Annotated in this window: 23 protein-coding genes (1 of these 23 running past the window's edge); 7 read left to right on the forward strand and 16 right to left on the reverse strand. The window is 40.5% G+C overall.

The window, feature by feature from the left end; all coding sequences use genetic code 11:
- On the reverse strand, positions 1-840 hold the 5' portion of the coding sequence (locus tag MKZ25_RS16600) for a nucleotidyltransferase-like protein (RefSeq protein WP_340802433.1). 54 nt of this gene lie to the left of the window's left edge; the window shows 840 of its 894 coding nt (coding positions 1-840); it begins with the start codon at positions 838-840; its stop codon lies beyond the left edge, outside the window.
- 291 nt (positions 841-1,131) lie between these two features.
- Here MKZ25_RS16600 and MKZ25_RS16605 point away from each other — a divergent pair, with 291 nt between their 5' ends.
- Positions 1,132-1,473, forward strand: coding sequence for a YgzB family protein (locus MKZ25_RS16605; protein WP_008405748.1), 342 nt, complete (start codon positions 1,132-1,134; stop codon positions 1,471-1,473).
- A gap of 96 nt (positions 1,474-1,569) precedes the next feature.
- Here the strand turns inward: MKZ25_RS16605 and perR are convergent, their stop codons facing one another.
- The 3 genes from perR to bcp all read right to left on the reverse strand — a co-directional run bounded on the left by perR (position 1,570) and on the right by bcp (position 3,631).
- Positions 1,570-2,016, reverse strand: coding sequence for a peroxide-responsive transcriptional repressor PerR (gene perR / locus MKZ25_RS16610; RefSeq protein WP_014822720.1), 447 nt, complete (start codon positions 2,014-2,016; stop codon positions 1,570-1,572).
- A 176-nt stretch (positions 2,017-2,192) separates the two neighbouring features.
- Positions 2,193-3,140 (reverse strand): D-2-hydroxyacid dehydrogenase, encoded by a 948-nt coding sequence (locus MKZ25_RS16615; protein ID WP_340802434.1) that lies wholly within the window; start codon positions 3,138-3,140, stop codon positions 2,193-2,195.
- Between the two features lie 23 nt (positions 3,141-3,163).
- Positions 3,164-3,631: a thioredoxin-dependent thiol peroxidase gene (bcp, locus tag MKZ25_RS16620; protein ID WP_340802435.1), complete on the reverse strand. Its 468-nt coding sequence runs from the start codon at positions 3,629-3,631 to the stop codon at positions 3,164-3,166.
- A 134-nt stretch (positions 3,632-3,765) separates the two neighbouring features.
- On the opposite strand from bcp, the gene MKZ25_RS16625 reads away from it, so the two are divergent.
- Entirely contained in the window at positions 3,766-5,052 is a 1,287-nt protein-coding gene (locus tag MKZ25_RS16625; RefSeq protein ID WP_340802436.1) for a glutamate-1-semialdehyde 2,1-aminomutase, read from the forward strand.
- 69 nt (positions 5,053-5,121) lie between these two features.
- Complete coding sequence (locus MKZ25_RS16630) at positions 5,122-6,216, forward strand: FUSC family protein (protein ID WP_340802437.1); 1,095 nt, start codon at positions 5,122-5,124, stop codon at positions 6,214-6,216.
- 37 nt (positions 6,217-6,253) lie between these two features.
- Here MKZ25_RS16630 and nikC read toward each other — a convergent pair whose 3' ends face one another.
- The 9 genes from nikC to mutY all read right to left on the reverse strand — a co-directional run bounded on the left by nikC (position 6,254) and on the right by mutY (position 16,160).
- Positions 6,254-7,144, reverse strand: a complete 891-nt coding sequence (gene nikC / locus MKZ25_RS16635) for a nickel transporter permease (RefSeq protein WP_340802438.1) — start codon at positions 7,142-7,144, stop codon at positions 6,254-6,256.
- 16 nt (positions 7,145-7,160) lie between these two features.
- A complete protein-coding gene (locus MKZ25_RS16640; protein WP_340802439.1) occupies positions 7,161-8,165 on the reverse strand; it encodes an ABC transporter permease in 1,005 nt (334 codons plus the stop codon).
- An 84-nt stretch (positions 8,166-8,249) separates the two neighbouring features.
- Positions 8,250-9,893 (reverse strand): ABC transporter substrate-binding protein, encoded by a 1,644-nt coding sequence (locus MKZ25_RS16645; RefSeq protein WP_340802440.1) that lies wholly within the window; start codon positions 9,891-9,893, stop codon positions 8,250-8,252.
- A gap of 32 nt (positions 9,894-9,925) precedes the next feature.
- Positions 9,926-10,903 (reverse strand): ABC transporter ATP-binding protein, encoded by a 978-nt coding sequence (locus MKZ25_RS16650; RefSeq protein ID WP_340802441.1) that lies wholly within the window; start codon positions 10,901-10,903, stop codon positions 9,926-9,928.
- A complete protein-coding gene (locus MKZ25_RS16655; RefSeq protein ID WP_340802442.1) occupies positions 10,878-11,897 on the reverse strand; it encodes an ABC transporter ATP-binding protein in 1,020 nt (339 codons plus the stop codon). The genes MKZ25_RS16650 and MKZ25_RS16655 overlap by 26 nt, the downstream gene beginning before the upstream one ends.
- Positions 11,898-12,049: 152 nt before the next feature.
- Complete coding sequence (locus MKZ25_RS16660) at positions 12,050-13,774, reverse strand: ABC transporter ATP-binding protein (RefSeq protein ID WP_340803034.1); 1,725 nt, start codon at positions 13,772-13,774, stop codon at positions 12,050-12,052.
- Positions 13,775-13,925: 151 nt separating this feature from the next.
- Positions 13,926-14,474, reverse strand: coding sequence for a nucleoside tri-diphosphate phosphatase (gene ntdP / locus MKZ25_RS16665; RefSeq protein ID WP_340803035.1), 549 nt, complete (start codon positions 14,472-14,474; stop codon positions 13,926-13,928).
- A gap of 257 nt (positions 14,475-14,731) precedes the next feature.
- A complete protein-coding gene (locus tag MKZ25_RS16670) occupies positions 14,732-15,055 on the reverse strand; it encodes a hypothetical protein (RefSeq protein WP_340802443.1) in 324 nt (107 codons plus the stop codon).
- Between the two features lie 46 nt (positions 15,056-15,101).
- Positions 15,102-16,160 carry an A/G-specific adenine glycosylase gene (mutY, locus tag MKZ25_RS16675; protein WP_340802444.1) on the reverse strand — a complete coding sequence of 353 codons (1,059 nt, stop codon included), beginning with the start codon at positions 16,158-16,160 and terminating at the stop codon, positions 15,102-15,104.
- Positions 16,161-16,274: 114 nt separating this feature from the next.
- Between mutY and MKZ25_RS16680 the strand changes: the two genes are divergently transcribed.
- Entirely contained in the window at positions 16,275-17,264 is a 990-nt protein-coding gene (locus tag MKZ25_RS16680) for a metal-dependent hydrolase (protein WP_340802445.1), read from the forward strand.
- Positions 17,265-17,355: 91 nt separating this feature from the next.
- On the opposite strand, the gene MKZ25_RS16685 is transcribed toward MKZ25_RS16680, so the two are convergent.
- Genes MKZ25_RS16685 through recX form a run of 3 tightly spaced genes read right to left on the reverse strand, consistent with a single transcriptional unit; the run spans position 17,356 to position 18,764 of the window.
- Positions 17,356-17,625, reverse strand: coding sequence for a YfhJ family protein (locus MKZ25_RS16685; protein ID WP_008405720.1), 270 nt, complete (start codon positions 17,623-17,625; stop codon positions 17,356-17,358).
- A gap of 1 nt (position 17,626) precedes the next feature.
- Entirely contained in the window at positions 17,627-17,956 is a 330-nt protein-coding gene (locus MKZ25_RS16690; RefSeq protein ID WP_079523624.1) for a YfhH family protein, read from the reverse strand.
- Positions 17,949-18,764 carry a recombination regulator RecX gene (gene recX, locus MKZ25_RS16695; protein ID WP_340802446.1) on the reverse strand — a complete coding sequence of 272 codons (816 nt, stop codon included), beginning with the start codon at positions 18,762-18,764 and terminating at the stop codon, positions 17,949-17,951. The genes MKZ25_RS16690 and recX overlap by 8 nt, the downstream gene beginning before the upstream one ends.
- 109 nt (positions 18,765-18,873) lie before the next feature.
- On the opposite strand from recX, the gene MKZ25_RS16700 reads away from it, so the two are divergent.
- The 3 genes from MKZ25_RS16700 (at position 18,874) to rlmD (ending at position 22,107) form a co-directional block, all read left to right on the forward strand.
- Positions 18,874-19,773 carry a TIGR01777 family oxidoreductase gene (locus tag MKZ25_RS16700; RefSeq protein ID WP_340803037.1) on the forward strand — a complete coding sequence of 300 codons (900 nt, stop codon included), beginning with the start codon at positions 18,874-18,876 and terminating at the stop codon, positions 19,771-19,773.
- A gap of 49 nt (positions 19,774-19,822) precedes the next feature.
- Positions 19,823-20,614, forward strand: coding sequence for a polysaccharide deacetylase family protein (locus tag MKZ25_RS16705; RefSeq protein WP_340802447.1), 792 nt, complete (start codon positions 19,823-19,825; stop codon positions 20,612-20,614).
- A gap of 131 nt (positions 20,615-20,745) precedes the next feature.
- Positions 20,746-22,107 (forward strand): 23S rRNA (uracil(1939)-C(5))-methyltransferase RlmD, encoded by a 1,362-nt coding sequence (gene rlmD / locus MKZ25_RS16710; RefSeq protein WP_340803039.1) that lies wholly within the window; start codon positions 20,746-20,748, stop codon positions 22,105-22,107.
- Positions 22,108-22,184: the final 77 nt, after the last annotated feature.

A 22,184-nucleotide genomic window follows, 5' to 3' on the forward strand; every position in this document is an offset into this window, starting at 1 on the left:
GAAGATTGCTTCGTTTTTAGCAATAACCGCTTCCACCAGAATGAGCTCTCTTTCAATTAAGTATTCAACAAACACTTCCAAGTCCACAGAGTAATAACTCAACTCCGGATGATCATGCAATTGCTGAATCGTCCATGAAGGTTGTGCAAGCATTGTCTCCAAAATATGTTGTGCCCCATCAGCAGTTCTGGAATTTATTAAAAACTCACCGGCTAAAAATAACAACTCCAGACGCTTCTCAAGACTTTCGCTGCTCATAATCAATTCTTCATATAATTTATAAATTGCAGGATCATTGCGTTTCACCTGGGCCCATACTGTCACTTCCGGATAATGCCCGCTATCGATAATCGATAATCTCCCTAAATGATGCAATGACGCAACTACATGATTGTACGCATCTAAATAATGACCATCTTCAAACAATTCTTTTCCTTCTTTATAACGGCGGATTAACTGGGCAAACTGGATACCTGTTTTTAATTTACGACCGAAGAACGGGAACTCTTGCAATTCAGAACGCAGTTTATATAAAAACTCATTGCGGTCAAACATAACCTTCCCATGGAAAAGCCAATCAACCAACCGCTTATGCGAGCCAATGAAAATCCATTTACGCAACCGTTCCTCCGTTAAAATATGCATCACCATTTTCGCTTCACCATATGAATAGTGTTTCGAATAAATAGGCTTATCGCTTTCTTTCACAATAATTAAAAGAACCGAATCAAATGTATCGGTCATATTCTCAGCACCTTCGCGCTTGTTTATCAATATTACTCCAAGCGTTTCCGGCTGGCTTGCACGTTCCTGATATATCGGTCTTAAAATATGTTCCATTGTTATCCCCCTATAAAGTATACCTTCTATATAATGTCCGTGTAGATGCTGTAAGATAAATTAACTAATATTACGCCGATAAACTTCCAACATGCTGAAAGTCCATCATTTCCTTAAAATAAATAATAGCAATCCCGCTACTTTTTCTTTCGCCATTCATTTATAAAAACCCTTCATTTTAACATTTTTATATAGTATTAGAGGATCTTTATAAGCCACCTAATTCTTTCCTGTCTACTAATTTATATCCAATTCATGTTATAGTATATTTTAGATTAGGAGGCAATTGAAATGAAAAAATATAATAGTAAAATTAATAAGATCCGCTCTTTTGCATTATCCCTTATTTTCATCGGCTTCGTTATTATGTATGGTGCAATCTTTTTTAAAAATAACCAAATACTTGTATTAATCTTCATGACAATTGGACTTCTTTGTATCATCGGCAGTACAGCTGTTTACGGCTGGATAGGATTGCTGTCTACAAAGGCTGTGCAAGTCGTCTGTCCGGAATGCGGGAAATGGACAAAGGTTTTAGGTCGCGTGGATATTTGTATGTACTGCAATGAACCGCTTACTTTAGATCCTGCATTGGAAGGAAAAGAATTCAATCAAGAATACAATAAAAATTAAATGTCCAATAAGGGCTGGAGTAAAGGTGATTAAACTTTTACTCCAGTTTTTTGTATAAAAAAAACCCAGCAACAACACCGTTACTAGGTTAAATTATTATTGGACTTTTGTTGCGCCGACTGCAATACAGTCAGGACATGTACCATAGACTTCTAAACGGTGCGAATTAACTTGAAAGCCCGTTACTTGCGAAGCAAACTGCTCCACTTCATTTAATCCGGGATAGTGGAAATCTACAATTTTACCGCAGCCATCACAGATCATGTGATAATGGTCGCCTGTTACAAAATCAAAACGACTCGCTGCATCCCCATAAGTAAGCTCTTTTACTAAGCCCACTTCACGAAAGACACGTAAATTATTATAAACTGTTGCTACACTCATATTAGGAAACTTATCGCAAAGCGCCTTGTATATATCATCAGCTGTTGGGTGAATCATACTTTGAATTAAATATTCCAAAATCGCATGACGCTGAGGAGTAATTCGTACACCAGTAGTCTTTAACGTGTCCAGCGCATCCTTTAAATGCAATTCAGACATCGTCATGCACCCCTTTTCATACATATTATTAATTTGTAATCGTTATAAATAGTGTAGCGAATTTGTCCATGCGTTGTCAACAATTGCTTATTCCATTCAAAATAAAAGTATTCGATAAAAAAGCTAATTGAAAATGAAAACGATTAAAGGCTTATTCTTTCATCTAGCATTCTCAATTAGTACCCTCGTAAAATATCCATTTTATTCTCTAAATCACGTTCCCCTTTCAGCCACTTTTGCAGACTTGGTTTGAAAATATCCAGACTGCGCTCCACATAACGTGATGAATGACTTGAAAAATGCGGTGATAGTGTCACATTATCCAATTCCCATAGCGGGCTGTCTGCCGGTAATGGTTCGATTTCATAGACATCCAGTACGGCATGCTCAATTAGCTCGTCTTGTAAAACCCCGACAAGAGTATCCGTTTCGACCAAGTCTCCTCGCCCGAAATTCATAAAGATGGCAGAACTTTTCATCAGTTCAAAATGCTCTCGAGTCAGCATATGTTTCGTTTCCTTTGTAGATGGCAGCATAGAAAGAATAATATCCGCTTTTGGTAACTGCTCTTTTAAATCATCCAGCTTATACGTTTCATTCATATACGGTGCTTCTTTGCCTGAACGATTGCAGCCAATTGTATGAACATCGAATGCCTGCAGTATACGTCCTACTTCTCCGCCGATTGCACCCGGACCGATAATCAATGCTGTACTTCCATTTAACTCTGTCGGACGCGCCTTTTTATTCCATTCTTTCTTCTGTTGCTGCTCATAAATAAACGGCAATACACGTTTCAATGCTAAAATATGAGCTAAAATCGATTCAGTCATCGGCTTCTTATGTATACCGCGCACATTCGAAACAAGTATATTACGTTTCGCGATCGCTTCTGCCGGCATCTTCTCGATTCCAGCAGAAGCAACGAAAATCCATTGCAGTTTGTCTGCATGCTGTACATGCTCTTCTTTTAAATCTTCCCCATAAGTTACTAAAACATCTGATTGAGCAAGTTTCTCCACATCCAGCTTCTTATCGAATAAAAAATCGGCTTGAGGAAACTGTGCCAAAAGCGGCTGCTTTAAATCCTCGCGCGGTTCAAATGTAAAATAAATCGTTACCATCATAATTCCCCTTTGTGCACCTATTAATTTGTGCGATTTTTTAAATAGTTTAACACATCTTCAATATGATTTTTCACCCGTACTTTACGCCACTCTTTTTCAACGATTCCCTCTTCATTGATTAAAAACGTTGAACGTTCAATACCCATATACTCTTTCCCAAAGTTTTTCTTCAACGTCCATACACCATATTTCTCAGCAACTTCATGGTTTTCATCGACTAATAATGAAAACGGCAATCCGTGCTTTTCAATAAACTTTGTATGTTTCGCTGCATCATCCAGACTCACACCTAAAATTACAGCATTCAAATCCGAGAAATCCTCATATTTATCGCGAAAGTCGCAAGCCTGTGTTGTACAGCCAGGCGTTAAATCTTTCGGATAGAAATAAAGAATAACGTTTTTGCCTTTATATTCTTCGAGCGTAACCGTTTTCCCCTCTTCATTTTGCAATGTAAATGCCGGTGCTTGTAAATTTTCTAATGTCATGTGTATTACCTCCAAAATTTTCTTCTATGATACAAAACAATGCCCGATGCTTCAATTTCTTTGGCGTTCCCTTTCATTACATACTACAATAGATAAGAAATCATTTCATGTAACCTATTTTGGAGGAATAAATTATGAATCATACTAAATCTGAACAGCTTCATGCAGAAGCACTCGAACATATCGTCGGCGGGGTAAACAGTCCATCCCGTTCTTATAAAGCAGTAGGCGGCGGAGCACCTGTTGTCATGGTCCGCGGTAAAGGAGCATACTTTTGGGATGTGGACGGTAATCGTTACATCGATTATTTAGCAGCCTACGGACCGATCGTTACAGGCCACGGCCATCCTCATATTGCAAAAGCCATCGCACATGCAGCAGAAACAGGCGTATTATTCGGTACACCGACAGAACATGAAATTAAATTTGCTAAAATGCTGAAAGATGCTATTCCTACATTGGATAAAGTGCGTTTTAACAACTCCGGTACAGAAGCCGTGATGACATGTGTACGTGTAGCACGCGCATTTACAGGCCGTACAAAAATTATTAAATTCGCCGGCTGCTACCACGGACACTTCGACCAAGTACTTGTCGCTGCTGGATCAGGTCCAGCAACATTAGGTTCACCTGATTCTGCCGGTGTTCCCCATGCTGTCGCAACTGAAGTCATTACCGTACCTTTCAACAATAAGGAAGAATTTACATTAGCAATGGAAAAATGGGGCAATGATGTTGCGGGGATTTTAATCGAGCCAATTGTCGGCAACTTCGGAATTGTAGAACCGCATAAAGGATTTTTGGAACATGTGCATGCACTGGCAAAAGAGTATGGTGCATTAACAATTCACGATGAAGTTATTACAGCTTTCCGTTTCCACTACGGTGCAGCACATACTATGCTCGGCTTAACTCCGGACTTAGTTGCAATGGGGAAAGTAATCGGCGGCGGTCTGCCAATCGGTGCATACGGTGGTCGTAAAGAAGTTATGGAAACAGTTGCTCCACTTGGCCCTGCATATCAGGCTGGTACTATGGCCGGAAACCCTGCAAGTATGCAAGCAGGTATTGCATGTCTTGAAGTGTTGCAGCAACCGGGGATTTATGGAGAAATGGATCGCTTAGGTGCCCTTCTTGAAGAAGGTATTTTAGCTGCTGCCCAAAAACATAATGTGACGATTACATTAAACCGTTTAAAAGGCGCATTCGCTATTTACTTCACTGATGTAAAAGTGGAAAATTACGAGCAAGCGGAAAATACGGACGGTGAAAAGTTCGGCCGCTTCTTCAAATTAATGTTATCTCAAGGCATCAACTTAGCCCCATCAAAATATGAAGCATGGTTCTTAACGACAGAACATACAGATGCAGACGTAGAAGAAACGTTAAAAGCAGTGGATTACGCATTTTCTCAACTATAATAACAACTGCCGCTATACATTTTATAGCGGCTTCTCTTCATTGACTCTCCGAGAAAGGAGGAAAAGAACATGAAACTAGGTGCACGCGTTTTAAAAACGGGTGTTGCAATCGTTTTCGCTTTATTTTTAGCTCAAATACTGAATGTACCTTCACCTGTGTTTGCTGCAATTGCTGCTGTTTTCGCAATCCAGCCTTCTATTTACCGCTCTTATCTTACAATTTTAGAGCAAATACAGGGTAATATAATCGGCGCTACCGTTGCAGTCCTGTTCGGTCTCATCTTCGGACATCATATCGTGTCTGTCGGAATTGCGGCTATTATTGTACTTGGTATTATGATGAAGCTAAAGCTTGAAAAATCTGTATCCCTTGCACTTGTAACGATGATCGCCATTATGGAAGTACCGGGCGATGATTTTCTAATGTTCGGTTTAATCCGATTTAGTACTGTTATGCTAGGCGTTTTTGCCGCTTTCGTTGTAAACTTATTGTTTTTACCGCCTAAATACGAAATAAAACTATTTAAAATGATCAACTCTGTCCAGGATGATATCATTCGCTGGACACGTTTGGCCGTTCGTCAAGCTAGTGAACACACATCTACAAAAATGGCAGTAAATAAATTGCAGTCCCGACTAAATGAAATTGATACAATGTACGGTTTTTTCAAAGAAGAACGCAACTATTTCAGAAACCGGAAGTTTGTGAAAGCCAGAAAGCTTGTTATTTACCGTCAAATGTTATTAACTTCGAAAAAGAGCTATGAGTTGCTCGTCCGTTTACACAAACATGAAAATGAGCTCGGAAAGTTACCTAGTAAATTTCAAGTAATTATTCAGGAACGTTTAGATTTCTTACTAACCTACCACGAACAACTGTTATTGAAATATACCGGGAAACTCAGGCCGGAACATTCAAAATGGACACGGCACGAAGAATATCTGCAAGGCAGTGAGCTAATGGAGCAGTTTATCAAACAGATTGCCCTTGCTCAGGAAGAGGCAGCGGAGGATGAGCAGTTTTCAAGCTACCATCTGCTTTATATTTTATCGCGGATTTTGGATTACGAGGAAAACCTGGAGCATCTGGATACATTGATCGTATCCTATCGCAGCTTCCATAGTGAAGAAAAAAACTTAGATCTGGAATCAGAGTTCTACTAAATAAAAAGAAGGTGTGCAATTTTCGCACACCTTCTTTTTAACTTTTCATCTTCGGATCAAGCGCATCCCGCAGTCCGTCGCCCATAAGATTAAAACCAATTACAGTCAGCATAATCGCAAGTCCCGGGAAAATCATTGCCCATGGTGCGTTCAGTAAAAACATCCGCGCATCCGCAAGCATTTTCCCCCACTCCGGCTGGGGCGCTTCTGCACCAAGTCCTAAAAACCCGAGTGCTGCCGCTTCGATAATCGCAGTCGCAATCGCCAATGTCCCCTGTACGATTACAGGAGTCATCGAGTTCGGCAAAATATGTTTCCATAATATACGGGAGTTTTTCATACCGATTGCTCTGGCGGCATGAATATACTCTTCCTCTTTTATACTCAGTACCCGCGACCGGATTAGTCGGCCGAAGTTCGGTATATTAATAACCGCGATCGCAATTAATGCGTTTTGCAATGATGGTCCTAAAATCGATACAATGGCAATCGCCAATAATATACTTGGAAACGCAAGCATAATATCAAAGATCCGCGAAATAATCGTATCAACCCAGCGACCGTAGTAGCCTGCAATAATCCCCAAAAAACTTCCGGCAACTGCTGAGATTAGTACAGCCGATAAACCAACCGTCAACGAGATGCGGGCCCCATGCAAAATTCGCGAAAATATATCGCGACCGAGATCATCTGTTCCAAACCAGAAATCAGCAGATGGAGGCTGCAGACGCATACTTAAATTTTGCTCGTTTATACCTTGTGGTGCAAACAAAGGGCCTAATACTGCCAGAAGCACAAAGAATAACACTATTGCACTTCCGAACAGCGCAGACTTGCTTTTCTTGAAATTCGTCCACGCCTCTTGCCACGGTCCCTTCACTCGTTCTTCTTCAATTCGCTGAACTTGATTTTGTATAATTTCAGCCATGCTATGCGCCTCCTCTCTAGTTGTATTTAATGCGCGAATCAATCACGGTATATAAAAGGTCAACAATCAGGTTGATCATCACGAATAAAAAGGCAACGATTAAAATACCTGACTGGATGACAGGATAATCGCGGAATCCTATCGCTTCGTATATATAGCGCCCAATTCCCGGCCAGCTGAAAATCGTTTCCGTTAAAATAGCGCCGCCTAAAAGCATGCCTGTTTGCAAGCCGACCACTGTCAAAACAGGAATCAACGCATTTTTCAATGCATGCTTATAAACAACGACGAACATTTTTTGACCTTTTGCCCGTGCTGTACGTACAAAATCCGAACGCATTACTTCCAACATGGAGGCTCTTGTCATACGTGCAATGATCGCCGTCGGAATCGTTGCAAGTGCAATGCCAGGTAATAATAAGTGCTTAAAAACAACAATAAATTGATCAAACCGGCCTTGCCATAATGTATCAATTAAGTAAAAGTGAGTAATTGCCATAACCGGATCCCGCACTTCTTCCCGTCCCGATGTCGGCAACCATCCCAGCTGAATACCGAATGCCCATTGCTCCATTAAACCTAACCAGAAAATCGGCATCGAAACACCGATTAAAGCAATCACCATCGCTAAGTAATCAAACCATGAATTTTGAAACCATGCCGAAACAATCCCTGCATTTACCCCGACGATAATTGCAATAATCATCGCGAAAAATGCCAGTTCAAATGTAGCTGCTAAGTATGGCCACATTTCAGAAGAGATCGGCTGCCTCGTTCTTAATGACTCTCCCAAATCTCCCGTTACAATCCCTTTTAAGTAATCGAAATATTGAATATACCACGGATTATCCAGACCCAGTTTCAGGCGAAGTGCCGCGATTGCATCTGCAGTAGCTTGCTGTCCTAAAATGACTTGTGCCGGATCACCGGGAATGGCACGAATGATCAGAAATACTAAAAAGGTCATCCCGAGTAATACAGGTATTAAATGCAGTAGACGTTTGCCAATGTAGTGAAGCATGCTCTTCACCCCTTTTATGAATGTATGTTTCTACTAGTTGAAAAAAAGGAGAGGAATATTCCTCCCCTTTCACTTAACTTTCTATTACTCCATTGAAACGTTATCTAATTTATCAGAGCCTGTTGGGTGCGGCAAGAACCCTTTCACACCTGCTTTAGCTGCAAGTAGTGGTGTAGAGTGAGCAAGCGGAACCCATGGAGCATCGTCATGAATGATTTCCTGTGCTTTTTTGTATAATTCATTACGCACATTTTCATCTGTTTCAGACTGCGCCTGGATTAATAGACTATGAACTTCTTCATTAGTATAGTACGCATAGTTGTTTGAACCGATATTGTCTTTGTCTAATAATGTGTAGATGAAGTTGTCTGCATCTCCATTATCACCAGTCCAGCCAAGCATGAATGCATCTGCTTCACCGTTGTTCGCTTTTTCCAAATATGTTGCCCATTCAAATGTTACGATTTTCGATGGAATCCCAACATCTTCTAAGTTTTTCTGAATAACTTCCGCAACTTTCGCTCCGTCCGGCATATATGGACGAGGTACCGGCATTGCCCATAACTCAATTTCTTTTCCGTCATAACCAGCTTCAGCTAATAAAGATTTCGCTTTTTCAGGATCATACGGATATGGGGAAATTGCATCGTTGTAACCGCTAATTGATGGTGGCATCGGGTTTGCCGCCACTTCTGCACGTCCTTCAAAGAACGCATCAACAATCGCCTGTTTATCGATTGCATAGTTTACTGCCTGACGTACCAGTTTGTTATCAAACGGTGCGCGTGTATTCGTTAAACCTAAATAGCCAATGTTCATTGATGGACGTTCAATCAGTTGTAACGTCGAATCACCTTCCACTGTTTTACCGTCTGAAGGATTAATACCATCAGCTAAATCGATATTGCCTGCCATTAATTCATTTAGACGAGCAGAGTTATCCGGAATTGAACGGAAAATAACTTTATCTAATTTCGGTAAACCTTCTTGCCAGTAATCTTCAAACTTCTCAATCGTAATTGAGTCATTACGTTTCCAGTCTGTAAATTTAAATGGACCTGTACCTACAGGGTTATCGCCGAATTTATCGCCTGCTGCTTCAAATGCAGTTGGAGAACCAATTCCGAACGGGCTCATTGCCAAGTTTTTAAGGAATGGTGCCTGCGGACGGGAAAGTGTGAAGACAACTGTGTAATCCCCTTCTGCCGTAACATCTTTAATAATATCTTCGCCCTCTGCTTTAAACATCGAGTTGAAATAGTAGAAATCTTCCTCTTTTCCACCTTTCCAGCGGTTGATATTTTTAATAACCGCTTCTGCATTGAAGTCTGTGCCGTCATGGAATTTTACACCTTCCTGAAGCTGGAATGTATAAGTTAAACCGTCTTCACTTACTTCCCATTCTTTTGCTAGTCCAGGGTTGATCGTTGTATCCTGTTCCCCGAAGTTCAGTAATGTTTCAAATAGGTTTTGCGTTACTTTGAATGATTCGCCATCTGTTACGATGCCTGGGTCAAGTGAAACAGAATCTGCTCCACGGCCAAATACTAAAACTTGAGGTGTTGAAGAACTTGAATTGTCTGTCGTATTGCTGTCTGTATCTGTACTTGAATCATTGCTTGTTTCTGATGATGACGTTTCTGCATCGTCAGTACCGCAAGCAGCTAAAAATAATGACATTATTAATAGCATCATAAGACTTACTAAATACAATTTACCTTTCCTCAATAAAAAAACCCCCTAGACTTTATAATCTATTATCATTGTGGCGTTTCATATAAATGACACGCTACAGAATGACCTGGTTTAACTTGCTGGAGCATCGGAGTGACTTGCTTGCACTTTTCCATCGCAAAAGGACAGCGCGTATGGAATGTGCATCCTGTCGGCGGGTTTGACGGGCTCGGAATATCCCCTTTGAGCAATAGCTGTTCCCGCTCAAACTGCGGATCCGGAATTGGTACAGCCGATAATAGCGCTTGTGTGTAGGGATGTAATGGCTCATGATATAACGATTCGCTCTCCGCAATTTCGACTAGCCTTCCCAAGTACATCACACCTACCCGGTCACTAATATGTCGCACAACCCCTAAATCATGGGCAATAAATATATATGTCAGTTTCAAATCTTCCTGCAATCGCTGCATTAAATTTAATACTTGTGCTTGAATGGATACGTCCAGTGCAGATACCGGTTCATCTGCAATAATCAGTTTCGGATTAGTCATTAAAGCTCTGGCAATACCGATCCGCTGTCTTTGTCCCCCGCTAAACTGGTGTGGATAGCGCTTCGCATGATAGGAGCTTAAACCGACGATTTCCAAATATTCACGGACTTTCTTTTTGCGCTCCTTCGCATTGCCGATTCCGTGGACAATTAACGGTTCCTCTAAAATTTTTTCAACCGTATGTCTTGGATTCAATGAAGCATACGGATCCTGAAACACCATTTGGATTTCCCTTCGGACTTTTCGCATTTGTTCGCTGTTTAACTTTGTGAGCTCTACGCCATCAAATGTCACCTGGCCATCTGTAGGTTCATGCAAACGCATAATCGCACGGCCCGTAGTAGATTTCCCACAGCCGGATTCTCCGACAATGCCTAATGTTTCCCCTTCATAAAGCTCAAACGATACGTCATCGACAGCCTTCACATCACCTACATGGCGTGCAAACATCCCATGCCGGATCGGGAAATACTTTTTCAGATTGTCAACTTTCAGCAGCACTTTCGACATGTGTGACTCCCCCTTCTTCCATATCCAATAAAAAGCATCTAGCTTTATGTGTACCGGATGATTCATAGAGCGGAGGAGTATTTGTCATACAACGATCGAATGCATATTCACAACGTGCTGCAAAACGGCATCCTTCCAAAATCGAACCTGGTTTCGGAACATTCCCGGGAATCGAATAAAGCGTATCCTTTTTATAACGCATATCCGGTACTGACTGGATAAGTCCTTTTGTATAAGGGTGCTGCGGATTTCTGAATATTTCATTAACCGGAGCTTCTTCTACGATTTGCCCCGCATACATGACAATGACGCGCTCACAGGTTTCCGCAACAACACCTAAATCATGTGTAATGAGTAAAACAGCGGTGTTCAGCCGTTCATTTAAGTCCCGCATTAACTTTAAAATTTGGGCTTGGATAGTTACATCGAGGGCTGTTGTCGGTTCGTCGGCAATAAGTACTTTCGGATTGCATACAAGGGCCATCGCAATCATTACACGTTGCCGCATCCCTCCCGACAGCTGATGTGGATAGTCTTTAAGCAACTGTTCCGCGCGCGGCAAACCGACCAGCTTCATGATTTCCACCGCCCGGGTACTCGCTTCTTTTTTTGACCACTTCGGATGGTGAATTCTGATTGCCTCGATCAATTGGTTCCCGATTGTAAACAATGGATTCAGCGAAGTCATAGGCTCCTGGAAAATCATCGCGATTTCATTGCCTCGTATTTTGCGCATTTGCTTATCTGAAAGCTTTGAAATGTCTTGCCCTTTCAGTAAAATTTCCCCATTTGTTATTTTTCCGGGAGGATTCGGCACAAGGCCCATAATGGATAGGGAGGTAACACTTTTGCCACAGCCGGACTCCCCTACAATGGCGAGTATTTCCCCTTCATGAATTGAAAAGCTTATTCGATCGACAGCCGCAACCTTTCCACTGTCTGAAAAAAATGTCGTTTCTAACTCTCTCACTTCAAGCACAGCTTTTCGACTCATTTAAACACCCCAATTTTCTGAAGATTAAAAGTATTTGAAAATATGATATTATAACATCTACTAATTTACAACATTATCGTAAAAAAATGTAATTTTAAATATACATAAAAAAAAGTGACCATGCTGATTTATTTCAACATAGTCACTTAAATTTAATCTAATTTTTGTACTTGGAATAAGTTATAATATGCTCCTTGTTGCTCCATTAGTCGTTGATGTGTACCGGATTCTACAACTTCTCCGTGTTCAATAACGAAAATGTTGTCAGCGTGGGTAATTGTAGACAGTCGGTGAGCGATAATAATCGTCGTCCGCTCATGTGCTAAACGGTCAAGCGAGTCTTGAATTAGCGCTTCACTTTCCAGATCGAGTGCAGAAGTCGCCTCGTCCAACACAAGAATTGGCGGATTTTTTAGAAATACCCGTGCAATTGCCACACGCTGTTTCTGCCCGCCTGAAAGTTTAACACCGCGTTCTCCCACTTTCGTGTCATAGCCTTCCGGTAAACCCATAATAAAGTCATGGGCATTCGCCGCTTTGGCAGCAGCAACTATTTCCTCATCTGTAGCATGCGGATTTCCCATTAAAATATTCTGCTTCACCGAATCACTAAACAAAATATTATCCTGTAATACTATCCCGATTTGTGCGCGTAATGATTCAATCGTAACATCTTTAACGTTTTGATCATCAATTTTTACCGCTCCCTCCGTTACATCATAGAAGCGTGGAATTAAGCTGACGATTGTCGATTTCCCCCCGCCACTCATACCTACAAAGGCGACAGTTTGTCCAGGTTCAATCGTGAAATCAACTTCATTTAAAATTGTGTTTCCAGCTTTATCATACTTGAATGTAACTCGATCAAATTGAAGCTTCCCTTTTGCTGCGGGTAACACCATCGCGTTAGGCTTGTTTTGAACTTCATATTTCTCATCCATCAGTTCAAACATTCGGTCCATTGAGGCAATTGACTGAGTCAATGTTGTCGACGAACTCACCAATCGGCGAAGTGGTCCATACAAGCGTTCAATATAAGCATAAAATGCAACAAGTACACCGATGGATAGGTCACCTTGTAAAAACTGATAACCTGCGTAGCCAATCACGATCAGCGGCGCCATATCCGTAATAGTATTAACGACAGCAAAAGATTTTGCGTTCCAGCGTGAATGGTCCAACGCTTTATTAAGAAATTCTCCATTCGTTTCATCGAAAATTTTCTGCTCATGCTTTTCCAGTGTAAAACTTTTAATGATGCTCATACCGGCAACACGTTCATGTAAATAACTTTGAACACCTGCTAGTGCCTGAGATCGCTCCTTCGTTAAACTACGAAGTCTTCCGAAGAAATACTTTACACTAAATGCGTAAAACGGCAGTGCTATAAGCGACACAAGCGTCAGCTTTACATCCATTGCAAACATGACGGCAATGACGATTAAAATCGTCGCTAAATCCAGCCATAAGTTCATCAATCCTGTCATAACAAAGTTTTTCGTCTGCTCAACATCATTGATGACACGTGAAATTACCTCTCCAGCCCGGGTATTCGCATAATACTTTAAGCTTAATTTTTGTAAGTGCCCATACAGCTCTTTACGTATATCAAATAAAATATTGTTACTCAAGTTTTGAGCAAAGTATTGGCGGTAATACTCGATTGGTGGCCGAATAACAAAAAACAGTACGAGCGCAATTCCGATCCATGTAAATAATTGCTTTGTCTTCTCCTCTGTAGACATACCATCATTTAACAATATATCATCAATAATTATTTGCAGGAGCCACGGTAAAAATAACGGAATCGCAAATTTAAGTATGCCGATTACGATTGTTAAAAATAAAAGCATTTTATACGGCTTGACGAACCGCATATAACGTTTAATACTATCCAATGCAAAAAACACTTCCCCTCAGAAATTTTGCAACAGCAATTATCATATCATAATTCCCCATTAAACATTTACACATGTACTTTACCCAAAAGAAAAACACAAGCAACATAAAATAGCTGCTTGTGCCTCATTACTCTTTATTTGCCTGAATTTCACTCAATAAAATATAACGGTTCGTCCAAGATTCTATGAAGTCCGGAGCGAACGGTCCACGGCGTTGTTCAATCCAGCTTACCAATGTTTTAACATTCCGCTGTAAGATTTTATCTATGACTTCGGGGTAGTTCATTTCCAACCTGTGCTGCTCATATTCATCTTCATCCAATAATGCATGAGTCATATCAGGAAACACCTTTACGTCCAAATCATAGTCAATATATTTTAAGCAGTTGTTATCAAACACAAACGGTGAACTGATGTTGCAATAGTAATACACGCCGTCATCCCGCAGCATACAAATAATATTGAACCAATGCTCTGCATGAAAGTAACAAATCGAGGGCTCACGTGTCAGCCAGGTGCGACCATCCGATTCAGTAACAAGTGTTTTTTCATTGGCGCCGATAATAATATTTTTTGTTGCTTTTAATACCATCGTTTCTTGCCAGACACGGTGGATATTACCATTGTGCTTATAACTATGTATTTGGATTTTTTCTCCTTCAACCGGTAATGCCATCATAAAGCCCACCTTTTCGTCTTAGCTAAAAATTCTAGCAGTCTTTATTGTATTATAACAATGCTTTGGCAAAACTTGTAGTTCGAATGCAATTATTTTCAATTTTGCGTGAAAATCATTGCGAGCCCTTAATAGTTGCACCTATTTAAACAGAGCATCTAGAAGTATAGCTTCTTTTATAATTTCCCTGCTCTTTCTTTTTAAAACAAAAAGGCGCTCTGAAAGTTTGCACTTTCAGAACGTCTTCCTTCACTTCATTAGAAGTTGTTGTTGTTACGCTTCGCGAATTGTGCGTTACGCTGCTCTTGTTCGCGTTGCTGTTTTTGGTTTTGTTGTTGAACTTCGTTGAAATTTTCGTCTTGACCGAACTCTTCAAGGTTGTTGTTTTGTTGGTTGTTTTGACGCTTATTTTGTTTTTGGTTTTGATTTTGGTTTTGGTTTTGCTGGTTGAACTCGTTGAAGTTTAGTTCTTGACCAAACTCTTCAAAGTTGTTCTGTTGGTTGTTACGTTGGTTTTGGTTTTGTTGATTATTACGGTTTTGCTGATTATTACGGTTTTGGTTTTGTTCATTGCGACTCATCTTTTGTCACCTCCACGACCTTTATTGTGGTCCGGTGATAAAAGAATTATGCATTGATTTTTCCCCAGATTTTTAACATCGGCACGGGCATTGGTAAATTGGCAATATGTTCTTTTGTAAAGAATGCCGTATTTTCCGGATTACCCTTCGTCTCAACAGCATCGACTAAATAGCTGTCGAGATGCCATTTCAAATGAGAAAACACATGTTTAAAATTTAAAATCGGTTCTTTAAAATTGCGCTCCAAAGTTACGTTATATTGTTTTTCAACTTTGGTTAAACTATTTTCATCTGTCTGGCGCTCAATCATAATAAACTGCCACATATTCGCGAGCAGACCATCTTCCGGACGCTTCTCCATTAAAAAGCGACCTTCTTTGTCACGAATAATATAAACATCATATTCAATATTCTTTGTTTTAAGCTTTTTGGATTTAACTGGCAAGCTGGATGGATCGCCTTCATGGAATGCCGTGCAGTAATCACGCACTGGACATAATAAGCATTTTGGTGAAGTCGGTGTACAAATCAATGCACCAAGCTCCATCAGTCCTTGATTAAATGCAGATGCATTTTCAGGATCAATCAGCTCTGTTACCGCTTGTTCAAAAATTTTCTTTGTTTTCGGCAAAGCGATATCGGCGTCAATATTTAATACGCGACTTAAAACACGCATAACATTTCCATCTACAGCATGTTCCGGCTTTCCGTAAGCAATACTTAAAATTGCACCTGCAGTATAAGGTCCAACACCTTTTAGCTTTGATATGTCGACACGGTTATCCGGCACTTTTCCGCCGTACACCTCGACTACTTCCCGGACACCTGCTTGTAAATTACGGACACGGGAATAATACCCTAGACCTTCCCACATTTTAAGCAGCTCTTCTTCCGGTGAATAGGCTAAGCTTTCCGCTGTCGGATATTTTTCTATAAAACGGTTGTAATATGGGATGACTGTATCAACTCTTGTTTGCTGCAGCATTACTTCTGATACCCAAATTTGATACGGTTCTTTCGTACGACGCCAAGGCAAATCTCGTTGCTCTTGCAAAAACCATTGCACTAACGCTCGGCGAAACTCTTTTGTATATGGATAGTTCACATTGTCCTCCAAAAATTCGATTTTATTTCCTTAAAAAAGGGTATATTATAATGTGGATACTATTGCTAAATTTTTCCGTTCTCGAACGGGTTTAAGATCGAGGGGTTGATACATTTGGATTCAGGCACACATTTCGTCATGGGGATTGCAATTGGAGGCCTAGCACTTGTAGACCCGACTGTCGCAAGTCATTCCATGACCTTTACGGCTGTAATGGCAGGAACGATTATCGGACAACAGGCACCGGATATTGATACGGTTTTAAAACTTCGTAATAATGCGGTTTATATACGTCATCACCGAGGGATTACACATTCAATACCAGCCGTTTTACTATGGCCTCTCTTAATAACAGGTGTTCTCGCTCTTATTTTACCTGACGTCCACCTATTCAATGTTTGGCTATGGACACAGATCGCCGTATTTTTACATGTGTTTGTAGATATTTTCAATGCATACGGCACACAGGCATTGCGCCCGTTTTCAAAAAAGTGGGTTGCACTCGGTGTTATTAATACATTTGATCCATTTATATTTACGATGCACTGTATCGGTATTTTACTTTGGTTATTAGGGACAGAACCTGTCCTCACATTTACGGTCATGTACATCATTATTTTCTTCTATTATATTTTACGTTTTGCTCTTCAAAAGGCGGTTAAAACTGCTGTCCATCATGAACTGCAGGACGAAGAATTTGTAATTGTTGCTCCGACAATGCGCTTTTTCCATTGGAAAGTTGCTGCTAAATCTAAAACGCACTTTTACGTTGGCCGTGCCTATCGCAGATCCGTCAATATTTACGATAAGTTCGAAATTGAGCCAATCCCAAAAACGGAGCTCGTTGAAAAAGCGATAAAGGATCCAAACTTAGATGCCTTTTTATCGTTTTCACCACTTTACCGGTGGGAAATTTCAGAGCTTGAAAGCGGCGTAACAGAACTGCGTTTAATCGATTTACGCTACCGCAGTAACGATCGCTATCCTTTCGTTGCAGTCGCCCATTTAGATGATGAGCTTAACATTGTCAATTCTTATACCGGCTGGATTTTCACAGAAGAAAAACTGCAGAAACGACTGCAAATAGGAGCCGGAAATGACTAAATAAAAAGACGGAAAACCACCAGCCACAACTGGTGGTTTTATTTTGCAATCAGCTTAGAAGCTACACAATTACATTATAGCTGGATTGGTTTTAATTTAACGTATCATCACTGTCGTTTAATAAATGGGCATATTTCGGATTTTGTGCCGCAAATAAATGCAGTTTATCCCCATAGCTTTCAATTAACTGGCTCACTAATTTAGCCGTATATTCCGCGCCGCGGTAATCCGCACCGGCTTTGGCAGATGTCGACTCGAAATCGCTGCATAATAATTCCACCCATGTACGAGCACGGCCTGCCGGTAATTTAGGATTTTTCGCTAATAATTGTTCTGTTAATCTTTGATATAATTCTTCCATGCTACTTCCCTTCTTTCATTGGACGTAATATAGAAACTGGTAATGCTTCTTCAAAACGTTCCGACCCTAATCGGTGTCCCCATGCAAAGCGACCTTTTAAATAATCTACTTGGAAAAATTCACCTGGCGATCCGTTCAGGCGATAGATTTCACCCGGAATAATTGTTGAAAGATCAACTAAATACGCCTCTGCCATCAATGCTTTACGCTCATATACTGCATACTCATTTACAATCCCCAATTGCTCGGCTTTTCTTGCACGTTCACGTAAATTTGCAATTTCCTGACGCAATTCCTGTTCAGACATTGAACTATATGTTAATTCATTCATTTTGTTGTTGCTCCTTCTGTTCAATATATTCATTGATTTTCTCTATTGGAAAGCCCTTTTGATAAAGTGCCTGTTTAACTTTTTGCCGAAGATCGGAACCTGTTAATTTGGATGCATATTTGCGCCAAATTTTATCACCTTGAGCTTCTATTAACTCGGACCATTCATCTTCATCACGCTCTAATGTAATCTGGCCGAGTATTTCTTTAACAATCTCATAGGAATAACCTTTACGCAACAGCACATCCTGAATTTTCTGTTTCACTTGTGTCGGCGTTTTGTTTGTATTGGAACGTACGGCTTTTTCCGCTAATTCCATTGCAAGCTTTAACTGTTCATCATGTTCAAATGTCGCCAATACTTTCTGCTGCAAACTTTTATCAATTCCTTTTTGCATCAGATCCTGGCGAATTGCTGCCGGACCTTTTTTTGTCGTACGCTTTCTCGTTTCAAGCAGCGCTTTTGAATAACTTTCATCATTTAAAAAGCCTAAGCTCGTCAATTTATGAATCGCTTCAAGTACAACTGCTTCCCCATGCCCTGCTTTCAGAAGCTTGGATTTCACTTCATGTTCACTGCGCATTTGGAAGCTTAAAAAGTTTAGCGCCTTGTTAAACGCTTTTGCAATTTCATCTTCATATTGTATTTCATCTATTTCCATCTGCTCAAGTACTTTGCCTTTTTGCAGGCCGAACTTAATAAGTGTGCCTTCATCAACTGCAAAAGCATACTTTTCGTTCAAGTATATATTGTAGCGCTCCTGATTGTTTTTTTGACGACCAATTTTTGTAATGATTTGGACTTGCACCGTGTACACCTCACAATAACAATGTACATTCTAGTATACATCTTTTTACTTATAGTTTCATGGAACGGTATACTTATAGGAACAAAAAGAAATAAAGGCGGTGTTTGTCATAAAAGTTGCAATTGCAGGCGGTACAGGAATGGTTGGCAGGAGATTGAGTAAACTATTACTTGAACAAGGTCACGAAGTCATAGTATTGACACGTGGAAAGCAGCATACTGAAAATAATATACTTTATGTGCAATGGCTAAAAGACGGGGCGACACCGGAGCATCATGTTGAAAATACGGATGCATTCGTAAATTTAGCGGGCGTCTCTCTAAATGAGGGAAGATGGTCAGATGAACAAAAACAAAAAATCCTATCAAGCCGTTTGGAGTCTACCGATGAAATCATCCGTATTTTACAAACCGTGAAGCAAAAACCGAAAGTACTCATTAATGCGAGCGCTGTTGGTATTTATCCTGTTTCCGAAACAGCTGTTTATACGGAACAAGCTACCGAACAAGCTACTGATTTTTTAGGGAGCGTTGTGGCACAGTGGGAAGAAAAAGCATTGCAGGCTCAACTATTAGGCATTCGCACTTGTTTAACCCGTTTTGGCGTTATTTTAGAAAAAGGCGAGGGTGCATTGCCGATGATGGTACTTCCTTACAAACTTGGTGTTGGCGGTACAATCGGATCAGGCAGACAGTGGCTTAGCTGGATTCATGCAGAAGATGTGGCGCGTGCTATACTTTTTGCAATAGAAAACGGTACGTTATCAGGACCGATTAATTTTACGACACCGAATGTAAAACGAATGAAGCAATTCGGGCATTCAATTAGTAAAGCACTGAATCGACCACATTGGTTCCCCGTACCAAGCATGGCTTTAAAGATTGCACTTGGCGAGAAGAGTATGCTCGTACTGGACGGTCAGCATGTCGTGCCCGAAAAATTATTAAATGCGAATTTCGATTTTAAGTTTATTTCTGTAGAGGATGCAATTCGTGATCTATATGAATAAAACAATGCTTTTCACGCAACCTACCTTGTAAAAGGAGGTTGCTTTTTCATTGAAAAAACATATTTTAGGGATTAGCTTCGTGTTAGTCGCCACATTTATTTCCTTTATATCTGTGTCTGTTGCAAAAGCCGAGGAATTTCATTGGGGCTTCAAGCCAAGCCGTAATGGCGCACCTGTTGAAATAGGAGAACCGCTTGAGTCTATGTTAAGTAAATACGGAGCCATTTATAAGGGGAATGAAGAAAAGAAAATTGTTTACTTAACATTCGATAACGGCTACGAAAACGGCTATACCGAGAGTATTTTAAATACTCTGCGGGAAGAAAAAGCCCCAGCCACTTTCTTCTTGACCGGGCATTATTTAACGAGCGCGACCGACTTAGTAAAAACGATGGTTAAAGATGGCCATATTATTGGAAACCACTCATATGGCCATCCAAATATGGCGCGTTTGACTCCTGATGGAATGAAGAAGGAATGGAAACAGTTTGATGATAAATTAAATGAGTTGACTGGTGTAAAACGGACTTATTACGCCCGACCGCCGGAAGGTATCTTTAATGAAGAAGTTCTGAAAGTCGGCAATGAAGCGGGCTATCGCCATATGTTCTGGTCGATCGCTTTTAAAGACTGGCTGAAAGATGAACGACGCGGTGCAAAATATGCCTATGATGCATTGATGAACCAGCTTCATCCAGGTGCCATTATTTTAATGCATACAGTAGCACAGGATAATGCCGAAGCGTTACCTCAATTTATAAAAGATGCTAAAGCAAAAGGCTATACATTCGGCTCTTTGGATGATTTGGTGCTTGAATACGAAAATATTTCCCCTTATTAGAAAAGTAGCGTTCCTTTCTTTTCATTGTACTTTCCGCTATACTGTAATGATGAAGAAAAGGAAGTGACTCGCACTAAATTTTGGTGCGAGTTACTCTATTTAAAGGACGTGTAAACTTGAGTGAACTAAAAATGGAAGTCGGGCAAAAATTCCCGTTAACAATAAAGCGCCTTGGCATTAATGGTGAAGGTGTCGGTTTTTATAAACGCAATGTCGTATTCGTAAAAGGTGCGATTCCCGGAGAAGAAGTAACAGTAAAATTAACTAAAGTATCACCTAAATTTGCTGAAGCGGAAATCTTAACAATACGTAAAGCAAGTGAATTCCGTCAAGAAGCGCCTTGCCCTGTGTATTCTGAGTGTGGTGGCTGTCAATTACAGCATATGACTTATGACGCGCAGTTAATGAATAAGCGGGATATCGTCGTACAAGCATTCGAAAAATACGCGAAAGAAATCGGTCAGACCGCTGAAATCCGCCCAACAATCGGAATGGATAATCCTTGGCATTACCGCAACAAATCTCAGTTCCAAGTACGTAAAGAAGGCAAGCGTGTATATGCAGGTCTATTTGCTGAAGGAACAAACCAGCTTTTAAATATTAATGACTGTCTTGTACAACATCCTGTAACTTCAAAAATTACAGTTGCTACTCGTAAAATTTTACAAAAGCTAAATATCCCGATTTACGATGGAAAAACGTTAAACGGCTTAGTTCGTACAATTGTTGTCCGTACAGGTATGCGCTCTGGTGAAACACAAGTATGTCTTGTCACAACACGCCGTGAGCTTCCGCATAAAGAAGAGTTGATCGAACGTATTAAAAAGATTGATCCTTCAATCGTTTCTATTACACAAAACGTCAACCGCGAGAAAACCTCGTTAATATTTGGTCCGGACACTTATATTTTAGACGGAAAAGACGCGATTCATGAAAAGTTGGGAGAATTTGCATTTGATTTATCAACTCGTGCATTTTTTCAGCTTAACCCTGAACAAACAGTCCATTTATATAATGAAATTAAAAAAGCTGCGGCACTGACTGGAAAAGAAAATGTTGTCGATGCATACTGCGGTGTTGGTACTATCGGTATGTGGCTGGCAGAAGGTGCCCGCGAAGTGCGCGGTATGGATAATGTAGACGAAGCAATTGCCGATGCGAAGTACAATGCACGTACAAACGATAACCTGCAGCATGTACGTTTCTTCCCAGGCTCTGCAGATAAATGGCTGTTCCGCTGGTCAAAAGAAGATTACCGTCCGGATGTCATTTGTGTGGACCCGCCTCGTACAGGTTTAGAGCCAGGCTTTATTCGAACTGTATTAAAAATCAAACCAAAGCGTTTCGTGTACACATCTTGTAACCCATCAACACTTGCGCGTGATTTAAAGGAATTATCAAAGTCTTACAACGTTGAATATATTCAACCAGTCGACATGTTCCCGCAGACGGCACAGGTTGAATGTGTTGTAAAACTGACTTTAAAAAAATAGTAAAATCTATTGCCTGCACAAAAATCTTGTGTAGGCTTTCTTTTGGTGAAAACTTGCAAATAGACTTCAATTGACGC

This window comes from Solibacillus sp. FSL W7-1464, from assembly GCF_038004425.1.
Lineage (GTDB): Bacteria > Bacillota > Bacilli > Bacillales_A > Planococcaceae > Solibacillus.